The following is a 15,892-nucleotide window of genomic DNA, read 5'->3' as shown; positions in this document are numbered from 1 at the left end:
ACGCTCGAGGCGACCACGCCAACCGACCGAAGGACTTCCATGACCGACCGTCGCGCCGTCGCCACCGCGGACGCCCCCGCTCCCGCGCACACCTTCTCGCAGGGCGTACAGCGCGGCCCGTTCCTGCAGGTCTCCGGTCAGGGCCCGGTCGATCCGGCCACCGGTGACTACATCCATGCCGGGGACGTCGCCGCCCAGACCACTCGCACTCTGAGCAACATCGAGGCGATCCTGGCCGCCGGCGGCGCGGGGTTCGACGACGTCATGATGCTGCGCGTCTACCTCACCCGGCGCGAGGACTTCGCGGCGATGAACGAGGCCTACGGCGAGTTCGTCGGCAACCGCTGCGCCTCGGGCGTCCTGCCCGCGCGCACCACGGTGTTCACCGGTCTGCCGCGCGAGGAGATGCTGGTCGAGATCGACGCGTTCGCCGTCACGGCGTGATGCCTTCGGCGGCCGACGCCACGTCGCGGGGTCGGTCCCTCGCATCTGCGGACCCGGTTCCGCCCTGCGGGGTTCGCCGATAGGCTGGGGCGAGCGTCGCGTGCCGGTGGCAGACCGTGTCAGGCATGGAGGCGCCGGATCACGAAGGAGTTCGACGATGATGACGTCGCACCCTTCGTCCTTCTGTGACTGAGGGCGAGAACGCCAGGCTCATCGCCTGGAACCATGAACTGCGCCGCGTGCATGCGCGTCTGCGGGAGGCGCTGAGCCTCACCCGGGACGCTCTGGCCGACGGGGCCGACGCCGAGCCGGCCACACGCGATCTGCTGCTGTTCTGCCACGGATTCTGCACGGCGCTGACCGCGCATCACGAGGGTGAGGACCGCCGGCTGTTCCCCGCCATCGCGGAGGCACATCCGGAGCTCGGCGAGACCCTGCGCTACCTGCAGCAGGACCACTCGATGATCGCGCACCTGGTCGTCGGCCTCCAGGACGCCGTCGGCCGCGGGGCGCCCGCCCCCGAGCTGGACCGGCATCTCGAAGGGATCGCGGCGATCATGGAGAGCCACTTCCGCTACGAGGAGCGTCAGCTGCTCTCCGTGCTCTCCGCACTGGAGCTCGATGCGGAACGCTCAACGGTGCTGGGGCCGCTGTGAATCCGCAGCCCCTGCCGGCGACGGTGGACGGTGAGGTCGCCCGTGTTGAGGAGGATCGGCATGGTGTGGCTCCTGCGGCTCGATGACGCCCGGGCGCGGCGGGGCGCCCGGGCGCGCCATGACGCCCGGGCGCGGCGCGGCGCGGCGCTTCGCCACGCCCGCATCGGCCGCGTTGATTGCGTTTCCAGGATTTCCGGGGAGGATAGAGCAATGGAGCACGCCACGGAGAAGAGTCCGTACGACATGAGCGAGCAACAGCGTGACGAGGAAGGGCAGGCCGACTTCCGGCCGCCGTCCGCGACGGCATCCCATGACGCCTGCCCCGTCGAACCCGCGATCCCCACCCTGCCGCCGCTGCATCCGCTCAGCGACGAGGCGCCGCAGGAAGGCGAGTAGGGGCGCTCACCCGTCGCCGTTCGAGGATGAGCCCTGCATCGCGGCGACCTCCGCCTCGGATCGCAGGATGCAGAACTCATTGCCCTCGGGGTCCGCGAGAACGACCCACCCGCTGCCCGGTCCGTACTTCCCGCGGTGGTCGGCGATCTCGACAGCTCCGATCCCGCGCAGGCGCTCGAGCTCCGCGTCACGGGTCCCCTCCCGTGGACGCAGATCGAAGTGCATTCTGTTCTTGACGGTCTTGGACTCCGGCACCTCGAGGAACAGCACCGTGTGCCCGGACTCGGGATCGCGGATCACGCACCCCTCGTCTCCGGGCTCACGGGGATCCTCGGGATCGTCCTCGTAGCCGAGGACCTGCTTCCAGAATCCGGAGAGGGCATAGGCGTCGGCGCAGTCGACGGAGGTGTGCGAGACGAAGCTGCTCATCGCCACAGCGTAGGAAGCGGCCACGGGACGCTCAAGAGGTCGGCCGGCACGCGGCTCCTGCCGGCGAGCACCACGGCCCTGACCCCATCGGGCGTTCCCGCGGGGACGCGTTCGCGGAACGTCAGCGCGCGGGGGCCGGAATGTCTCTACGATCGTGGCCCATGATCACGGACACTGCAGTCTGGAACGACCACGCCCAGCTCGCGCAGAGCAGCCTCGACCGGCTCTTCGGCACTGATCGTCCCGGCCACCTCGAGAATGCTCATCCCGCCGGCAGCATCGGCGGGGACACCTTCAACTACTGGTGGCTGGCCCACGTCATGGACTGCCGTCTGGACGCGTACGAGCGCACCGGGGACCACCGCTGGACCGAGGCGGCCCGAGACGTGCGCGACGAGATCGTCGCCCGCAACGGGGGATCGCTGGTCAACGACTACTTCGACGACATGCTGTGGTTCGCGCTCGCACTGGTGCGGTTGTTCGACGCCACCGGGAACCAGCAGGATCTGACCGACGCCGAGTTCCTCGTCGACCACGTGATCGAGCACGGCTGGAACGACACCCTCGGGGAGAGCCTGGCCTGGCGCAAGCAGCAGCTGGACTACAAGAACTCCCCCGCCAACGGCCCGCTGATCATCCTGGCGCTCCGGCTCGCCGCACGGATCCCCGCCCGGGATGCCCAGCTGGCCGCCTACGCGGGGACTGCCATGGACTGGTGGGAGCGCACCCTGGTGGCGGAGGACGGCTTCGTCGAGGACGGCATCAACCGTGCGGGCGACGGACGGATCGACGTGCAGTGGCGCTTCACCTACAACCAGGGCCTCTACCTCGGCGCCTGCGTGGAGTGGTTCCGCCGCACCGGCGAGGGCGACTACCTGGTGCGGGCCCGGCGCACGGCCCGTACGGCCATCGCTGAGCTCAGCGACGGCTCCGTGTTCCGCGCCGAGGGCAATGGCGGCGACGAGGGCCTGTTCAAGGGAATCTTCTACCGGTACCTGGGGCTGCTCATCGAGGCGCTGCCCGAGGCGGACGACGATCGGCGCGCCTTCGAGGACTTCGTGCGCCGCGGCACCGATGCGCTGGTCGCCTCGGCTCGGCGCGAGGACGAGCTGCTGCGAGCCGGCAACGACTGGACCCTGCGCGAGGACGGCCCCATCCACTACTCCACGCAGCTCAGTGCGATGAAGGCCCTCGAGCAGCGGTGGCGGATCGAGGCGCGCGTCGCCTAGTTCCGCGGTCCGGGAAGATCGCGGGTCATGAACACGCTGTGGGGATCGGCGACATAGGCACCGAACGGCGGGCATTCGCGGAACCCGTGACGGGCATACAGCGCCCGGGCCGGGGCGAAGAACTCCGCCGAACCGGTCTCCAGCGAGATACGGGCCGCGCCCCATCGCCGGGCCTCGACCATCACGTGCTCCAGCAGTGCCGTCGCGATGCCTCGTCCGCGCAGGGCCGGGTCGGTACGCATGCTCTTGAGCTCCACATGGTCGGGCTCGAGTCGGGACAGCGCGACCGTCCCGGCCGGCGCCGACCCGACCTCGGCGACCCACAGCCGCACCGTCGGCGCGGTCAGGGCAGAGAGATTAAGTGCGTGCCGGCTCTCGTCCGGGGCGGTGTCGGCCATGTCCTCGAGGTGCTGCTGGAGGAAGCGGACCAGACGCGGATCGGAGAGGTCCGCGTCCACGATCGTCGGCGTCATGAGTCCGCGCTCCCCGACTCAGCGCGACCTGCCCCCGCGCGCACCTCGCGGGATGCCACGGCGACGAGTTCCGCCGCCGGGCCGCTGAGCCGGCGCGGACCCGTCCACACCGCCGTCAACGGCCGCCGCAGGCTCTGTCCCCGCACCGGAACCCGCGCCAGCTGCCCCGCCTCGAGCTGCGAGCGGACGGCCAGCATGCTGATCACCGCCGGTCCAGCGCCCGAGGCCACCGCGATCCGCACGGCGGCATTGCTGCCGAGCTCCTGAACGGGTGGTGTGCCGGCGGCCGACGGGACCAGCTCCTCGAAGGCGTCCCGGGTGCCGGAGCCGCCTTCGCGCACGACGAGCGGGGTCGCGGCGAGCTCATCGAGCCCCAGCGGCTCATCCCTGCGGGCCCATGGGTGGTCGGGAGCGACCACGACGACGAGCTCGTCCTCCCGCAGGGCGAGGGCGTGGACCGAGCGGGGAACGTGCGGGGTCTCGATGAAGCCCAGCTGCAGCCGGCCGTCGCGGATCTCCTCGAGCACCTGGGCGGAATTGAGAACCTCCAGCTCCGCGCGGACGCGAGGGCTGGAGCGGCGCAGGTCGGTCAGCCAGGCCGGCATCAGGTTCTCCGCGATCGTCATGCTCGCCCCGACGTGGAGGTCGAGCGTGTTCTCGTCCCGGCTGTGGCGCAGCCAGGCGCTGAACGCCTCGGCCGACTCCAGGAGGTCGCGAGCGTGAGCGGCATAGAGCAGCCCGGCGGAGGTCGGGCGGGAGCCGCGGGGATTCCGGTCCAGCAGCGCTGTGCCGGCCTGTCTCTCCAGGGTCACGATGGTCCGGCTCGCATTGGACTGGTACATGCCCAGCTTCCGGGCGCCCGCGCCGAGCCCGCCCTCGTCGACGACGGCGACGAACAGAGCCAGGGCCTGCAGGTTGGGCAGAGGCTCGGACATATCTCCATGATATGCCCTGCTGGTCATGCGCCCTCTACCGAGCGTGCCGGCACCGTGGAAGAGTCCTGGCATGTCCGCGCCTGCCCTCACCGTTGCCGCGGTGCCTCGCGGGCTGATGCCGGGGGTGGCGCTGTGCCTGCTCGTCGCGGTCGCCGCCGCGGTGGCGGCCGCTTCTCTGCCCGGCGTGAGCGCCCTGATCCTGGCGATCCTCGCCGGGATCGTCGTCGCCAATACGACGAACCTGCCCGCCAGCGTCAAGCCGGGTCTGGACTTCTCCGCGAAGGTGCTGCTCCGGGCGGGGATCGTGCTGCTCGGCCTGCAGCTCGTGCTCGGGGACATCCTCGCCCTGGGCGCCCCGATGCTGCTCGTGGTGATGTCCGTCGTGGGCGGCGGCATGCTCGGGACGCTGGCACTGGGACGGCTGCTGAAGGTCGAGCCGGGTCTGACTCTCCTGATCGCCTGCGGTTTCTCGATCTGCGGGGCCGCCGCGGTCGCTGCCGCGGCGGGTGTCACCGATCCGGAGGACGAGCACGAGGAACGCACGGTCACCGCGATCGCCCTGGTGGTGCTGTTCGGCACGCTGATGATCGGCCTGGTCCCTGCGGCCTCGGCGGTGCTGGGGCTCGGGCCCATGACCTCCGGCCTGTGGGCCGGCGGCTCGATCCATGAGATCGCTCAGGTGGTGGCGGCCGGCGGAGTGCTCGGCGGAGGCGCGCTCGCGGTCGCCGTCGTGGTCAAGCTGGCCCGCGTCCTGATGCTCGCACCGGTGATGGCGGTGCTCGGTATGCGGCAGCGGCGGCGCGTCGGCGCGGCCGCCCGAGCGACCGCCGGGCTCGATGCACGCGACGCCGCGGATCCCGGAGGCGGCCCCGCAGCCGGCCCCGGAGGTGTCCCGCCCACTGCGAAGCGCCCGCCGCTGGTGCCGGTGTTCGTGCTCGGATTCCTGGCGATGGTGCTGCTGGGCTCGTTCGTGCCCCTTCCGGTGGTCGTTCTCGAGGCAGGGTCCGTGCTGCAGACGATCCTGCTGGCCGCGGCGATGTTCGCCCTCGGGTGCGGGGTGTCGGTGCGTCGGCTCGTCCGGGTCGGCCTGCGCCCGTTCGCACTGGCGGCGCTGTCCACCCTCGTCGTCGCGTCGATCGCGCTGGCCGGAGTCCTGATCGTGGCCTGACCTCCGGAACCGGCCTGCCAGCAAGGGCCGCATCTGCGCCCCTATACTGGCGTTCATGACGCAGATGCGGGTTCGAGAGGCTGCCATGTTCCTGGGAGTCAGCGAGGACACCGTCCGGCGCCGGATCGAGCGGGGCACCCTCACCGCGACCACGGACGCTGCCGGGCGCAAGGTGCTCGAGGGCGTGGACGTCGCTCGCCTGGCGCGCGAGCTCGCGGTCGGTCCCGAGATGGACGACGGCGTGCGCTCCTCGGCGCGCAACCGATTCGTCGGCCTCGTGACCGACGTCGTCATGGACACCGTCATGGCACAGGTCGAACTGCAGTGCGGCCCCTTCCGCGTGGTCTCGCTGATGAGCAGCGAGGCCGCCCGTGATCTCGGGCTGGAACCGGGAAAGGTCGCCACCGCGTCGGTGAAGGCCACGCAGGTGATCATCGAGACGACCGACGCGGGCACGTCGGCATGATCTCGCCCGCGATCAGTGCTCCGGCGCGGCGAGGTCTGCTCGCCGCCATCGCCGGCCTGGCTCTGGGCCTCGGTGCGACGGGCTGCGCGAGCTCCGAGGACCCCACCACCCTCACCGTGTATGCGGCCGCCTCGCTCCAGGAGCCGTTCGAGGAGCTCGCAGCACAGTTCGAAGCCGCCCATGATGACGTCGACGTCGCGCTCAGCGTCGCCGGATCCTCCACGCTGGCCGCCCAGATCCGCGAAGGCGCCCCTGCCGACGTGTTCGCCTCGGCCGACACCGCGAACATGGACAAGCTCGAGGACGCCGAACCCACCGATTTCGCGACGAACACGCTGATGATCGCCGTCCCGCCCGGCAATCCCGCGGGGATCACGGACCTCTCCTCACTCACCGGCGACGGGGTGCGCCTGGTCGTGTGCGCGCCGGAAGTACCCTGCGGCGCCGCGGCCGAGAAGGTCCAGGACGCGGCGGGTCTGGACTTCTCCCCGGTCAGCGAGGAGCAGAGCGTCACCGACGTGCTGGGCAAGGTCACCAGCGGCGAGGCCGGCGCCGGCCTGGTCTATGTCACCGACGTGCAGAAGGCAGGAGACGCCGTGGAGGGGATCACCTTCCCCGAGGCGGCGAGCGCGGTGAACACATATCCGATCACGGCTGTCCCCGGTACGGCCCATCCCGATCTCGGCGAGGAGTTCATCGATCTGGTGCTCGGCGAGGACGGCCGGACGGTCCTGAGCAGCTATGGCTTCGCCGGTGCGTGAGCTGCGATGTCCTCACGCCCCGCGCCCTCACGCCCTAGGACCGGCACGGTCTCGGCCACGCCCGCTCCCGGCTCCGCACTGCCCCGTTGGGTGCTGGTCCCTGCTCTGATCGGTGCCCTGTTCGTGCTGCTGCCCCTGGTCGCGATGTCGACCCGGGTCGAGTGGTCCAGCTTCTGGGCGCTGATCACCAGCGAGTCCTCCCTGGCTGCGCTGCGCCTCAGCCTGCAGACCGCGGCCACCAGCGCCGCCGCGTGCGTGGTGCTCGGGGTGCCGATGGCTCTGCTTCTCGCCCGTGCCCGTGCTCCCGGCATCTCGCTGCTGCGCTCCCTCGTGCTGATCCCCCTGGTCCTGCCGCCGGTGGTCAGCGGCATCGCCCTGCTGTACACCGTCGGTCGCCAGGGACTGATCGGGCGGCACCTCGAGGTCCTGGGCATCCAGGTCGACTTCTCCACCGCCGCCGTGGTGCTCGCGCAGACCTTCGTCGCGCTGCCCTTCCTCGTCATCAGCCTCGAGGGGGCGCTGCGCACCGCAGGTACGCGGTACGAGGCGGCCGCCGCCTCGCTCGGCGCCCGGCCCAGCAGAGTGCTGCTGCGGGTGACGCTGCCGCTGATGCTGCCGAGCCTGGCCTCGGGCACGGTGCTGTCCTTCGCGCGGGCGCTCGGCGAGTTCGGCGCCACGATCACCGTCGCCGGCAGCCTGCAGGGCACCACGCGCACGCTGCCGCTGGAGATCTACCTCCAGCGCGAGAGCGATCCGGATGCCGCTGTGGCGCTGTCCTTCGTGCTGATGATCGTCGCCGTGATGGTCATCGCCATCGCCCGGCGGCGGGCCGCCGCATGAGTCTGTCGGTACGGGTGACCATGCCCGAGCGCGGGCTCGATCTCGCCCTGGAGCTGCCGGCCGGGGAGACCTCCGCGCTGGTCGGTCCCAACGGTGCCGGCAAGTCCAGTGTGCTGGGCGTGATCGCCGGGACGCTGCGACCCCGCACCGGACGGGTCGAGCTCGACGGCCGCGTGCTCGCCGATGTGACCGACGGGCGCGCACGCGCCTGGGTGCCTCCGCACTCCCGCCACGTCACGACCCTCACGCAGGATCCGGTCCTGTTCCCGCATCTCACCGTGGCCGGGAACATCCTGTTCGCCCTCCGCAGCCTCGGTGTGCCCCGCGCGGCAGCGCGGGCCGAGACTCGGCGTCGGCTGGAGGACGTGGGTCTTCAGGAGCTCGCGCAGCGGCGGCCCCACCAGCTCTCCGGCGGGCAGGCGCAGCGCGCGGCGATCGCCCGGGCGCTGGCCGCGCGGCCGCGTCTGCTGCTGCTGGACGAGCCGCTCTCCGCCCTCGACGTGGATGTCTCCCCCGGCCTGCGCGAACTGCTGCGCAGATTTCTCGCCGATCGCAGCGCGCTCGTGGTCAGCCATGACGCGCTCGACGCGATGACTCTGGCCGATACCACCGCCGTCATCGTGGACGGCCATGTCCGCGAGCAGGGGCCGACGATGGAGGTCCTCACGCTGCCGCGCAGCGCCTTCGCGGCCCGCTTCGCCGGGCTCAATCTGCTGCACGGCACCTGGGACGGCACGGCCGTGGCACTGCCGGGGCACGACAGGCTCGCCGGCGGTCTGCGCGGTGGGGCGAGGCCGGGCGACGCGGTCCACGCCGTCTTCCGCCCCAGTGCGGTCGAGCTCGGCTCGGCCCCCGCGAGCGCGGGCGCGGCGGCCATGGCCGAACGCTCGGTCGTCGCCCTCGAACCGCACGGCGATCTCGTGCGAGTGCGCACCGAGGACCTCGCCGCGGACCTGTCACCGCAGGTCGTGGCCGAATCGGCAATCCGCCCGGGCAGTCGGGTCCACCCGCGGGTCGCGCCCGAGGATGTGACCATCTACCCCGCGCGGCGCACAATGGGGCCGTGAGCGACGAGAACACGACGGCGACGGGCACCACGGGAACCGGCTCCGGACAGCGCCCCGGCAGCTCGCCGGGTCGGGACGACGCACAGGAGCGGGACGACGCACAGGGTCGGACTGACCGGAGCACCGGCAACGGTGGCGGGATCGAAGCCGCCGGCGACGGCAGCCCGGCCGAGCCGTCCGGTGGCGGCGGCGAGAGCGGCCTGACCGTTCTGATCGCGTTCTGCGCGAACTTCCTCATCGCGATCGCCAAGACGGTGGTCTCGATCCTCACCGGCTCCGCCTCGATGCTCGCCGAGGCGGCGCACTCGTGGGCGGACACCGGCAACCAGGTGTTCCTCATGATCGGCGAGCGCCGCTCCCGCCGCGCCCCCGACCGCTCGCATCCGCTGGGCTACGGCCGCGCCGGATACGTGTGGTCGATGTTCGCGGCGATCGGGCTGTTCGCGGTCGGTGCCGGCGTGTCCGTATGGCACGGCATCCAGGAGCTCGGCGCCCCGAGCGAGGAGGCCACGTACACGTGGGCCTACGTCGTGCTCGCGGTCTCGTTCGTCTTCGAGGGGGTCTCGTTCCTCCAGGCGACGCGCCAGGCCGTCCGCGGGGCCAGGGAGCGCGGCATCAAGCCGCTGCGCTACATCCGCACCACCTCGGACCCGATGCTGCGAGCCGTGTTCTCGGAGGACTCGTGCGCGCTGCTGGGGCTGGTGATCGCCGCTGCGGGCATCGCCCTGCACCAGATCACCGGGCAGGCGGTGTGGGATGCGATCGGGTCGATCCTGGTGGGCCTGCTGCTGGGCGTCGTGGCGGTCCTGCTGATCATGCGCAACAGCGACTTCCTCTCCGGCGAGGGCGGCTCACCGCTGGCCCGCCACGAGGTGCTCGACCATCTCGTCCACCACCGCGACATCCAGTCCGTCAGCTTCCTGCACACCGAGTGGGTGGGGGCGAACAAGCTCTTCGTCGTCGCCTCGGTCGACGTCGTCGGCGACGTGCGCGAATCGGAGCTGCAGCGACGGATCCAGGCGATCGAGGAAGAGCTGGAGAGTCATCCGGTGGTGATGCGGGCCGTGCTCACCCTCACCCGGCCCGGTGACACGCAGCGGCTGGCCCCCGAACCTCTGCCGGACTGGTACACGGCGCGGTGAGCCGCGCGCCGGCCGCCGCCTCGCCCGGAGCGCTGCTCCCGCTGGCCGAGGCGGATCTGCGGGCGCTCCAGCGCGACCTGCTGGAGGCGCACGGGCCGCTCGGAGCATGGTGGCCGGGAGAGGAGCCCTTCGAGATCGCCGTCGGCGCGGTCCTGGTCCAACGCAGCCGATGGGAGCAGGCGGCCGCGTCGATCGCGAACCTGCGCGGTGCCGGCCTGCTGGAGCCCGGCCAGCTCGCCGCGGCCGACGAGGATCGTATCCGGGACCTCGTGCGCGGCTCGGGGTTCGCCAGCACCAAACCGGGGCGGCTGCTGGCGCTCGCGCGGTGGACGCTCGAGCGAGGCCCCACGGCGTCCGAGCTCAGCGATGGCGACCTGCGCACCGAGCTGCTCGCGGTCGAGGGCATCGGCGAGGAGACGGCCGACGCGATCGCCCTGTACTGCTTCAGCCGGCCGGCGTTCATCTGCGATGAGTACGCCAGACGGCTCCTCACTCTGCGCGGCCATGCGGTGCCCGGCTCGTACCGGGCCTTCCGCCGCCGGCTCGCCCCGGCTCTCGACCGCGCGCGATTCAGCGTTCCCGAGCTCGCCGAGCTGCACGGGCTCATCGTCGAGGAGGGCAAGGCCTCTCCCGCCCGGCGCGGAGTGCAGGCAGGCGCGTCCGCCTAGGAGGCCATCCGGTGATCAGAGTCGGCCCGCGCGCTCCCATCGTCCGCAGTCTCCTGATCGGATGCGCTGATCTCTGCCCAGATCTCATCGAGAGACAGACTCAGGACATGCGCGATGGAGGCGATCGTCGAGAAGGCCGGCGTGGCGACACGTCCCGACTCGATCTTCCGCAGGGTCTCCGGGGAGAGACCGGCTTCCAGTGCCGTCTCGAGGAGCGGCCGATTGCCGCGCGCACGGCGCAGGAGCGACCCCAGGCGCTCTCCACGGGCGACCTCTGCGGGGGTGAGGGGAAGTCTGACCATGTCCCGATACTAATACCGGGATAGTCTTACCGGGATACTTATCGGCTCCCTGGGAGGCCCCATGATCGAGATCCTCACTCCCGACGAACTGGTCCGCGCTCGCGCGACGGGCGCCCTCGTCGGCCACGTCCTGGACACGCTCCGGGAGAGAACTACCGTCGGCACCAATCTGCTCGAGATCGATCAGTGGGCGCAGGAGCTGATCGAGGAGGCCGGAGCCACCTCCTGCTACGTCGACTACGAGCCGTCGTTCGGGCGCGGACCGTTCGGGCACTACGTGTGCACGGCCGTCAACGATGCGGTGCTCCACGGCATGCCCCGGGACCAGGCGCTCGCCGATGGGGACCTGCTCTCGCTCGATCTCGCGGTCGTCCGGGACGGGATCGCCGCGGATGCCGCCCTCAGTGTTGTCGTAGGCACCTCCGCTCCCCCGGAGAGTGTGGCGATGATCGAGGCGACCCGGCGCGCACTGGATGCCGGGATCGCCGCTGCCGTCCCCGGGGCCCGGCTCGGCGATGTCTCCCATGCCATCGGCACGGTGCTGCACGAGGCGGGCTACGCCATCAATACCGAGTTCGGCGGGCACGGCATCGGTTCGACGATGCACCAGGATCCGCACGTGCCCAATACGGGCCGGCCCGGTCGCGGGTTCCGGCTGCGCCCGGGCCTGATGCTCGCCCTGGAGCCCTGGGTCATGGCTGATACGGCGGAGCTGATCACCGGCGCGGACGGATGGACGCTGCGCAGTGCCACGGGCGCCCGTGCGGCGCATAGCGAGCACACGATCGCGATCACCGGGCAGGGCGCAGAGGTCCTCACCCTGCCGAGCGATCCTCCCCGTGAAGGAACCGCTGCAGCGCGTCGTTGAAGTCCTCGGGGTTCTCGAGATTCGGGTAGTGGGCGGCCCCGGCCACCTCGCGGTAGCTCCCGTCGGCGACCGTCTCGGCCAGCCTCCGCCCGAGCGCCCGATGATCCTCACTGTCCAGCGCTCCGCACAGCGCGAGGACCGGGACCGTGACCTGCTCGAGTCGCTCCCAGGTCCTGGTCACGGGCGTCGGCGGCTGCGGAGGGATCGGAACGCCGTCCTCCCCCACGCGCAGGTGATCGGTGACCGTCTCGCGGGCCATCCTCGCGCAGAGCTCACGAACCGCCGGGTCGACCTCGTCGATCGACCGCGCCGGCCCGGCGACGAAGCGCTCCGTGACCCCGAGCCACTCCTCGAGATCTCCCGCCTCCTGCGCCCGCTGCCAGTCGGCGAGAACCTGCAGGGTCCAGGGATCGGTGAACTCGGGCTCGCTGGTGCCGGTGCCGCTGGCGACGAGCGCAGCCGCGCGACCCGGGTGCTCGAGAGCGACGTCGACGGCGGTGCTGCCGCCCATGGACAGCCCGATCAGTACCGCGCGGTCGATCTCGAGCGCGTCGAGCAGAGCCACGACGTCGTCGGCCAGACGGTACGGGGCCTCGGCATCCGAGGACTCCCCGTGCCCCCGCGCGTCGGGGACGATGACGCGGCGGTCCGGGAAGGCCTTCAGCTGCGGGTGCCACATGCGCTTGTCGACGACCCCGCCGTGGAGCAGGACGAGTGGGACGGCCTCGGACGCATGTCCCGCGGAACCACCGGATGGCGGGGCCGTCTCAACGGGCCGAGGGATGAGGTCGTAGTAGGCGATGCGCTGGTCCGGAAGATCGAGGAACTGCGTCTCGTGCGTCATGACAACCAAGGTGTCATACGCCCGCCGTGTTGACAACCCGGGTGCCATACTCGGGGCATGTCCGCACCCCGCCACCCAGCACCGCACGAACCCCTCGACCGCGACACGCTCGCGACCCGCCTGGCCGAGGTGTACGTCGCGCTCGGGCCCGTGTACCGCCGGGCATCACGGATCGTCGAGCGTCACGAGCCGATCAACGGCATGTCCGTCGGAGTCCGGAACGTGCTGGACCAGCTGCACCGCGAGGGTGAACTCACGGTTCCCCAGATGGCGCGCGCGCAGGATCTCAGTCGCCAGTTCGTTCAACGCATGGTCCACGATGCCCGCGCGGCCGGATACGTGGAGCTGGCCGAGAATCCGGCCCACCGCCGCTCGGCCCTGGTGCGGCTCACCGCCGCGGGCCGAGCAGCTATCGACTCCGTCAGCCGGCGCGAGCACGAGCTGATGGGCCGGGTCGGCGGCGATCTGACGGCGGCCGAGCTCGATGCGACGCTGCGCGTGCTGCACCACATGGACGCCGCGCTTGCCGAGATCGAGAACGAGGGATGACCATGCCACCGAGCACGCCGGGCGCGGCATGCGACACGGAAGGGCCCGTGCTCCAGCAGAGGCACCGCGAGGTGATCCCCGCGCAGGCCTGAGCATGCGGGACCGGCATCACGAGATCTACCTGGGCGATCCGCGCCGCACCGCCCCCGAGCGGCTGCGCACTATCCTGCGCCAGCCCGACGGTTCCGACGGTTCCGACGGGTCCGACGGTTCCGACGGGTCCGACGGGTCCGTCAGTTCCGACGGGTCCGACGGGTCCGACGAGTTCGGTGGCCGCCTCACGGCACCCTGATCCTCGTCACGACTTCCTCAACCGCGTCGCGTCGCCCGAGGAGAAGGCCGACAGCATGGCCGGGCCGGAACGGTCCAGCAGGGCCCGGGTGATGCGCGTCAGCCCCGCGACCGCAGCCGCTCCCACCCCCGCGCCGAGCAGCAGATGGACCAGCCATCCCGCGCCGGCGAGGCCCCCGATGACCACTGGGATGATCGCCGCTGCGACCACGGCGACGAAGACGGTCCACTCACCCCCGGCGGCATTGCCGGAGTCGTCGGAGGTCGAGACCCGGTCCCGTGCGTCGGCGCCGACTGCCAGCATCAGGGCGGCGAACAGGGGCGCGCCCGCGCAGGCAGCTCCGGTGGCCGCGAGCGTCATCCCCAGCGCGGGCGCCCACAGCGGCGACTGGCTGATCAGGCAGAGCACGATCGTCAGGACCACGATCGGCAGCCCGAACAGGATCATCCAGACCGCCTGGCGGCCGAGCACGTCGGCCCGCACGGCCCCAGGCGTGGTCAGCAGCTGCCACAGCGCGGTGCCGTCCAGAGCGTAGGTGTTCACCGCGACCATCGCGCCGAAGACCGCCGCCATCACCCCGATGAACGGCAGCGCCCAGGACCAGCTGGTGGGTGCCACCAGCGCGATCATCAACACGGGAGTGATCCAGGCGTGCCCGAGCCCGAGCTTGCGGTGGGGATCGCGGAACCAGGTCGCCAGTTCCCGATCGGCCACGCCCCGGACGGGCCCACCGGCACGAAGGCCGGTCCGCGCTGCCGAATCCGGTGCTCGCACCGCATTCTGGATCCGCGCCGGAGGACGGGAGATGGTGTACGCCGTCAGGGCGATCCATGTGCGACACAGGACCAGGCCGATGATGACGAGGCCGATCAGCGGGAGTACGGCACCGAGGACCGGGACCGTCCCGTCGCCCGAGGTCACGGCCCGGACCGCAGCCAGCCCCCACCCGGTCGGCAGGGCCAGCAGCGTATTCTCGAGCGGTGCGGGCATCGCCCCGGGCGCCGCCGGAGTCACGATCTCCGAGTCCCCCTCCCCCAGCCGGGGGAGGAAGAGGGCGACCACCGGAACCCACCCGGCGAAGGAGATCGCCAGCAGCACCGACATCTGGACCGCCGCCACCCACATGCCGACCCTCGAGCGCAGCAGGCGTGAGACCAGCGCCGCGGCGCATCGACCCAGCCAGAGCAGGAAGAACAGCTGTGCCATCGCGGCCACGGCTGCGTGGAGCATGGTGAGAGGGCCGAGCGGCGCCACGAGGATCACCATGCTGACCAGAGTCACGGCAGTGATCACGGTGCCGACGCTGATCGCTTCGCTCGGCGCCATCTCGCGGGCGATCTGCACGGGCCGTCGGGGCAGGGTGCGGAACCACTGCGGATCGAGCACCGGGGCGGACCCCGGCAGCAGGACCGGACCGATCAGCCAGGTCAGCCCGACCAGCGAGATCGCGGCGGTCACCCAACTGGGATGCACGTCCCCGCCCTGGGCCAGGACGGCCAGGACGATCACGGCGACCGCGGCGAGGAGCCCGGCGACCAGCCCGAAGGCACGTTCGTCGTTCGGGCCCGTGCGGATGATCCGCCATCGCATGGCGGCGAAGGTGACGGTCGTGCTCATCCCAGCCATGCGATGTCTCGCTGCGGGGCGGTGCCGACGAGGTCCAGGAATCTCTGGTTGAGCGTTCCCTCGCCCCTGACCTCGGCGAGCGTGCCCTCGGTGAGGATCCGCCCGCCCTGGATCAGGGCGACACGCTCGCAGGTGCGCTCGACGACCTCCATCATGTGGCTGGACAGCAGCACCGTCCCGCCCCCGGCGACGTACTGGCCGAGCAGACCCTCGATGGCGCGGGCCGAGACCGGGTCGATGGCTTCGAAGGGCTCATCGAGAACGAGCACCCGGGGACGGTGCATCAGGGCCACGGCCAGGCCGATCTTCTTGCGCATGCCGGTGGAGTAGTCGACGATCAGGGTCGTCGGCGCACGGTCGAGCTCGAGGACCTCGAGCAGGTCGTGGGCGCGCTCGCGCCACTGCGGTCCCACTCCCCGCAGCCGGGCCGTGTATTCGAGGAGCTCCGCACCGGTGAGCCGCTCCGGCAAGGAGAGCCCTTCCATCATGATGCCCAGCGCGTCGAGGACCTGCTCCCGCTGCCGCGCCGCATCGAATCCGGCCACCTCGACGGTTCCGGAATCCGGGGCGAGCAGTCCGGCGATCATCGACAGAGTGGTGGACTTGCCGGCGCCATTGGGTCCGACGATCCCATAGAACATGCCGCGCGGCACGGTCAGATCGATCGCGTCGACCGCGACATGGTCACCGAAGCGTTTGGTCAACCCCGACAACCGGACCGCGGGCGCGGGTGCGCG

The 15,892-nt window shown here is 71.3% G+C and carries 21 protein-coding genes; 14 read left to right on the top strand and 7 right to left on the bottom strand.

Annotation, left to right across the window (positions count from 1 at the left end):
- The first annotated feature begins 39 nt into the window (after positions 1-39).
- The 3 genes from ACFQRJ_RS02245 to ACFQRJ_RS02235 all read left to right on the top strand — a co-directional run bounded on the left by ACFQRJ_RS02245 (position 40) and on the right by ACFQRJ_RS02235 (position 1,496).
- Positions 40-444 carry a RidA family protein gene (locus ACFQRJ_RS02245; protein ID WP_377016593.1) on the top strand — a complete coding sequence of 135 codons (405 nt, stop codon included), beginning with the start codon at positions 40-42 and terminating at the stop codon, positions 442-444.
- A 185-nt stretch (positions 445-629) separates the two neighbouring features.
- Positions 630-1,100 (top strand): hemerythrin domain-containing protein, encoded by a 471-nt coding sequence (locus ACFQRJ_RS02240; RefSeq protein ID WP_377016591.1) that lies wholly within the window; start codon positions 630-632, stop codon positions 1,098-1,100.
- A gap of 60 nt (positions 1,101-1,160) precedes the next feature.
- Positions 1,161-1,496, top strand: a complete 336-nt coding sequence (locus tag ACFQRJ_RS02235; protein ID WP_377016589.1) for a hypothetical protein — start codon at positions 1,161-1,163, stop codon at positions 1,494-1,496.
- A 6-nt stretch (positions 1,497-1,502) separates the two neighbouring features.
- On the opposite strand, the gene ACFQRJ_RS02230 is transcribed toward ACFQRJ_RS02235, so the two are convergent.
- Entirely contained in the window at positions 1,503-1,925 is a 423-nt protein-coding gene (locus ACFQRJ_RS02230; protein WP_377016587.1) for a VOC family protein, read from the bottom strand.
- Between the two features lie 161 nt (positions 1,926-2,086).
- On the opposite strand from ACFQRJ_RS02230, the gene ACFQRJ_RS02225 reads away from it, so the two are divergent.
- Positions 2,087-3,154, top strand: a complete 1,068-nt coding sequence (locus ACFQRJ_RS02225; protein WP_377016585.1) for a glycoside hydrolase family 76 protein — start codon at positions 2,087-2,089, stop codon at positions 3,152-3,154.
- Here ACFQRJ_RS02225 and ACFQRJ_RS02220 read toward each other — a convergent pair.
- Positions 3,151-3,627, bottom strand: coding sequence for a GNAT family N-acetyltransferase (locus ACFQRJ_RS02220; RefSeq protein WP_377016583.1), 477 nt, complete (start codon positions 3,625-3,627; stop codon positions 3,151-3,153). The two genes, ACFQRJ_RS02225 and ACFQRJ_RS02220, sit on opposite strands and share 4 nt — an antisense overlap.
- Positions 3,624-4,562, bottom strand: coding sequence for a LysR substrate-binding domain-containing protein (locus ACFQRJ_RS02215; RefSeq protein WP_377016581.1), 939 nt, complete (start codon positions 4,560-4,562; stop codon positions 3,624-3,626). Before ACFQRJ_RS02215 ends, ACFQRJ_RS02220 begins: the two co-directional genes overlap by 4 nt.
- A 70-nt stretch (positions 4,563-4,632) precedes the next feature.
- On the opposite strand from ACFQRJ_RS02215, the gene ACFQRJ_RS02210 reads away from it, so the two are divergent.
- The 7 genes from ACFQRJ_RS02210 to ACFQRJ_RS02180 are packed head-to-tail and all read left to right on the top strand — an operon-like array spanning position 4,633 to position 10,674.
- Positions 4,633-5,730, top strand: a complete 1,098-nt coding sequence (locus ACFQRJ_RS02210; RefSeq protein WP_377016579.1) for a YeiH family protein — start codon at positions 4,633-4,635, stop codon at positions 5,728-5,730.
- Positions 5,731-5,785: 55 nt separating this feature from the next.
- On the top strand, positions 5,786-6,196 hold the full coding sequence (locus ACFQRJ_RS02205; RefSeq protein WP_377016577.1) for a molybdopterin-binding protein: 411 nt from the start codon (positions 5,786-5,788) through the stop codon (positions 6,194-6,196).
- Positions 6,193-6,957: a molybdate ABC transporter substrate-binding protein gene (gene modA / locus ACFQRJ_RS02200; protein WP_377016575.1), complete on the top strand. Its 765-nt coding sequence runs from the start codon at positions 6,193-6,195 to the stop codon at positions 6,955-6,957. Before ACFQRJ_RS02205 ends, modA begins: the two co-directional genes overlap by 4 nt.
- 6 nt (positions 6,958-6,963) lie before the next feature.
- The gene (locus ACFQRJ_RS02195; protein ID WP_377016573.1) at positions 6,964-7,797 is read left to right on the top strand and encodes an ABC transporter permease; all 834 of its coding nucleotides are present in this window, start codon (positions 6,964-6,966) and stop codon (positions 7,795-7,797) included.
- A complete protein-coding gene (locus ACFQRJ_RS02190) occupies positions 7,794-8,864 on the top strand; it encodes a sulfate/molybdate ABC transporter ATP-binding protein (protein ID WP_377016571.1) in 1,071 nt (356 codons plus the stop codon). Before ACFQRJ_RS02195 ends, ACFQRJ_RS02190 begins: the two co-directional genes overlap by 4 nt.
- Entirely contained in the window at positions 8,861-10,006 is a 1,146-nt protein-coding gene (locus ACFQRJ_RS02185; RefSeq protein WP_377016569.1) for a cation diffusion facilitator family transporter, read from the top strand. Before ACFQRJ_RS02190 ends, ACFQRJ_RS02185 begins: the two co-directional genes overlap by 4 nt.
- Entirely contained in the window at positions 10,003-10,674 is a 672-nt protein-coding gene (locus ACFQRJ_RS02180; protein WP_377016567.1) for an endonuclease III domain-containing protein, read from the top strand. The genes ACFQRJ_RS02185 and ACFQRJ_RS02180 overlap by 4 nt, the downstream gene beginning before the upstream one ends.
- Here ACFQRJ_RS02180 and ACFQRJ_RS02175 read toward each other — a convergent pair.
- Positions 10,671-10,976: a helix-turn-helix domain-containing protein gene (locus ACFQRJ_RS02175; protein WP_377016565.1), complete on the bottom strand. Its 306-nt coding sequence runs from the start codon at positions 10,974-10,976 to the stop codon at positions 10,671-10,673. The two genes, ACFQRJ_RS02180 and ACFQRJ_RS02175, sit on opposite strands and share 4 nt — an antisense overlap.
- Positions 10,977-11,037: 61 nt before the next feature.
- On the opposite strand from ACFQRJ_RS02175, the gene map reads away from it, so the two are divergent.
- A complete protein-coding gene (map, locus tag ACFQRJ_RS02170; protein ID WP_377016562.1) occupies positions 11,038-11,844 on the top strand; it encodes a type I methionyl aminopeptidase in 807 nt (268 codons plus the stop codon).
- Here map and ACFQRJ_RS02165 read toward each other — a convergent pair.
- Positions 11,792-12,688: an alpha/beta fold hydrolase gene (locus ACFQRJ_RS02165; protein WP_377016560.1), complete on the bottom strand. Its 897-nt coding sequence runs from the start codon at positions 12,686-12,688 to the stop codon at positions 11,792-11,794. The two genes, map and ACFQRJ_RS02165, sit on opposite strands and share 53 nt — an antisense overlap.
- A gap of 57 nt (positions 12,689-12,745) precedes the next feature.
- On the opposite strand from ACFQRJ_RS02165, the gene ACFQRJ_RS02160 reads away from it, so the two are divergent.
- Entirely contained in the window at positions 12,746-13,237 is a 492-nt protein-coding gene (locus tag ACFQRJ_RS02160; protein WP_377016558.1) for a MarR family winged helix-turn-helix transcriptional regulator, read from the top strand.
- A gap of 94 nt (positions 13,238-13,331) precedes the next feature.
- Complete coding sequence (locus ACFQRJ_RS02155) at positions 13,332-13,529, top strand: hypothetical protein (RefSeq protein ID WP_377016556.1); 198 nt, start codon at positions 13,332-13,334, stop codon at positions 13,527-13,529.
- A gap of 6 nt (positions 13,530-13,535) precedes the next feature.
- On the opposite strand, the gene ACFQRJ_RS02150 is transcribed toward ACFQRJ_RS02155, so the two are convergent.
- The gene (locus ACFQRJ_RS02150; RefSeq protein WP_377016554.1) at positions 13,536-15,146 is read right to left on the bottom strand and encodes a hypothetical protein; all 1,611 of its coding nucleotides are present in this window, start codon (positions 15,144-15,146) and stop codon (positions 13,536-13,538) included.
- On the bottom strand, positions 15,143-15,859 hold the full coding sequence (locus ACFQRJ_RS02145; RefSeq protein ID WP_377016552.1) for an ABC transporter ATP-binding protein: 717 nt from the start codon (positions 15,857-15,859) through the stop codon (positions 15,143-15,145). The genes ACFQRJ_RS02150 and ACFQRJ_RS02145 overlap by 4 nt, the downstream gene beginning before the upstream one ends.
- Between the last annotated feature and the right edge of the window lie 33 nt (positions 15,860-15,892).

The sequence above is a fragment of the Brachybacterium sp. GCM10030252 genome (assembly GCF_042666535.1).
Classification (GTDB): domain Bacteria; phylum Actinomycetota; class Actinomycetes; order Actinomycetales; family Dermabacteraceae; genus Brachybacterium.
Note: the sequence above shows the minus strand (reverse complement) of the source record. Positions and strands in the feature narration are given on the sequence as shown.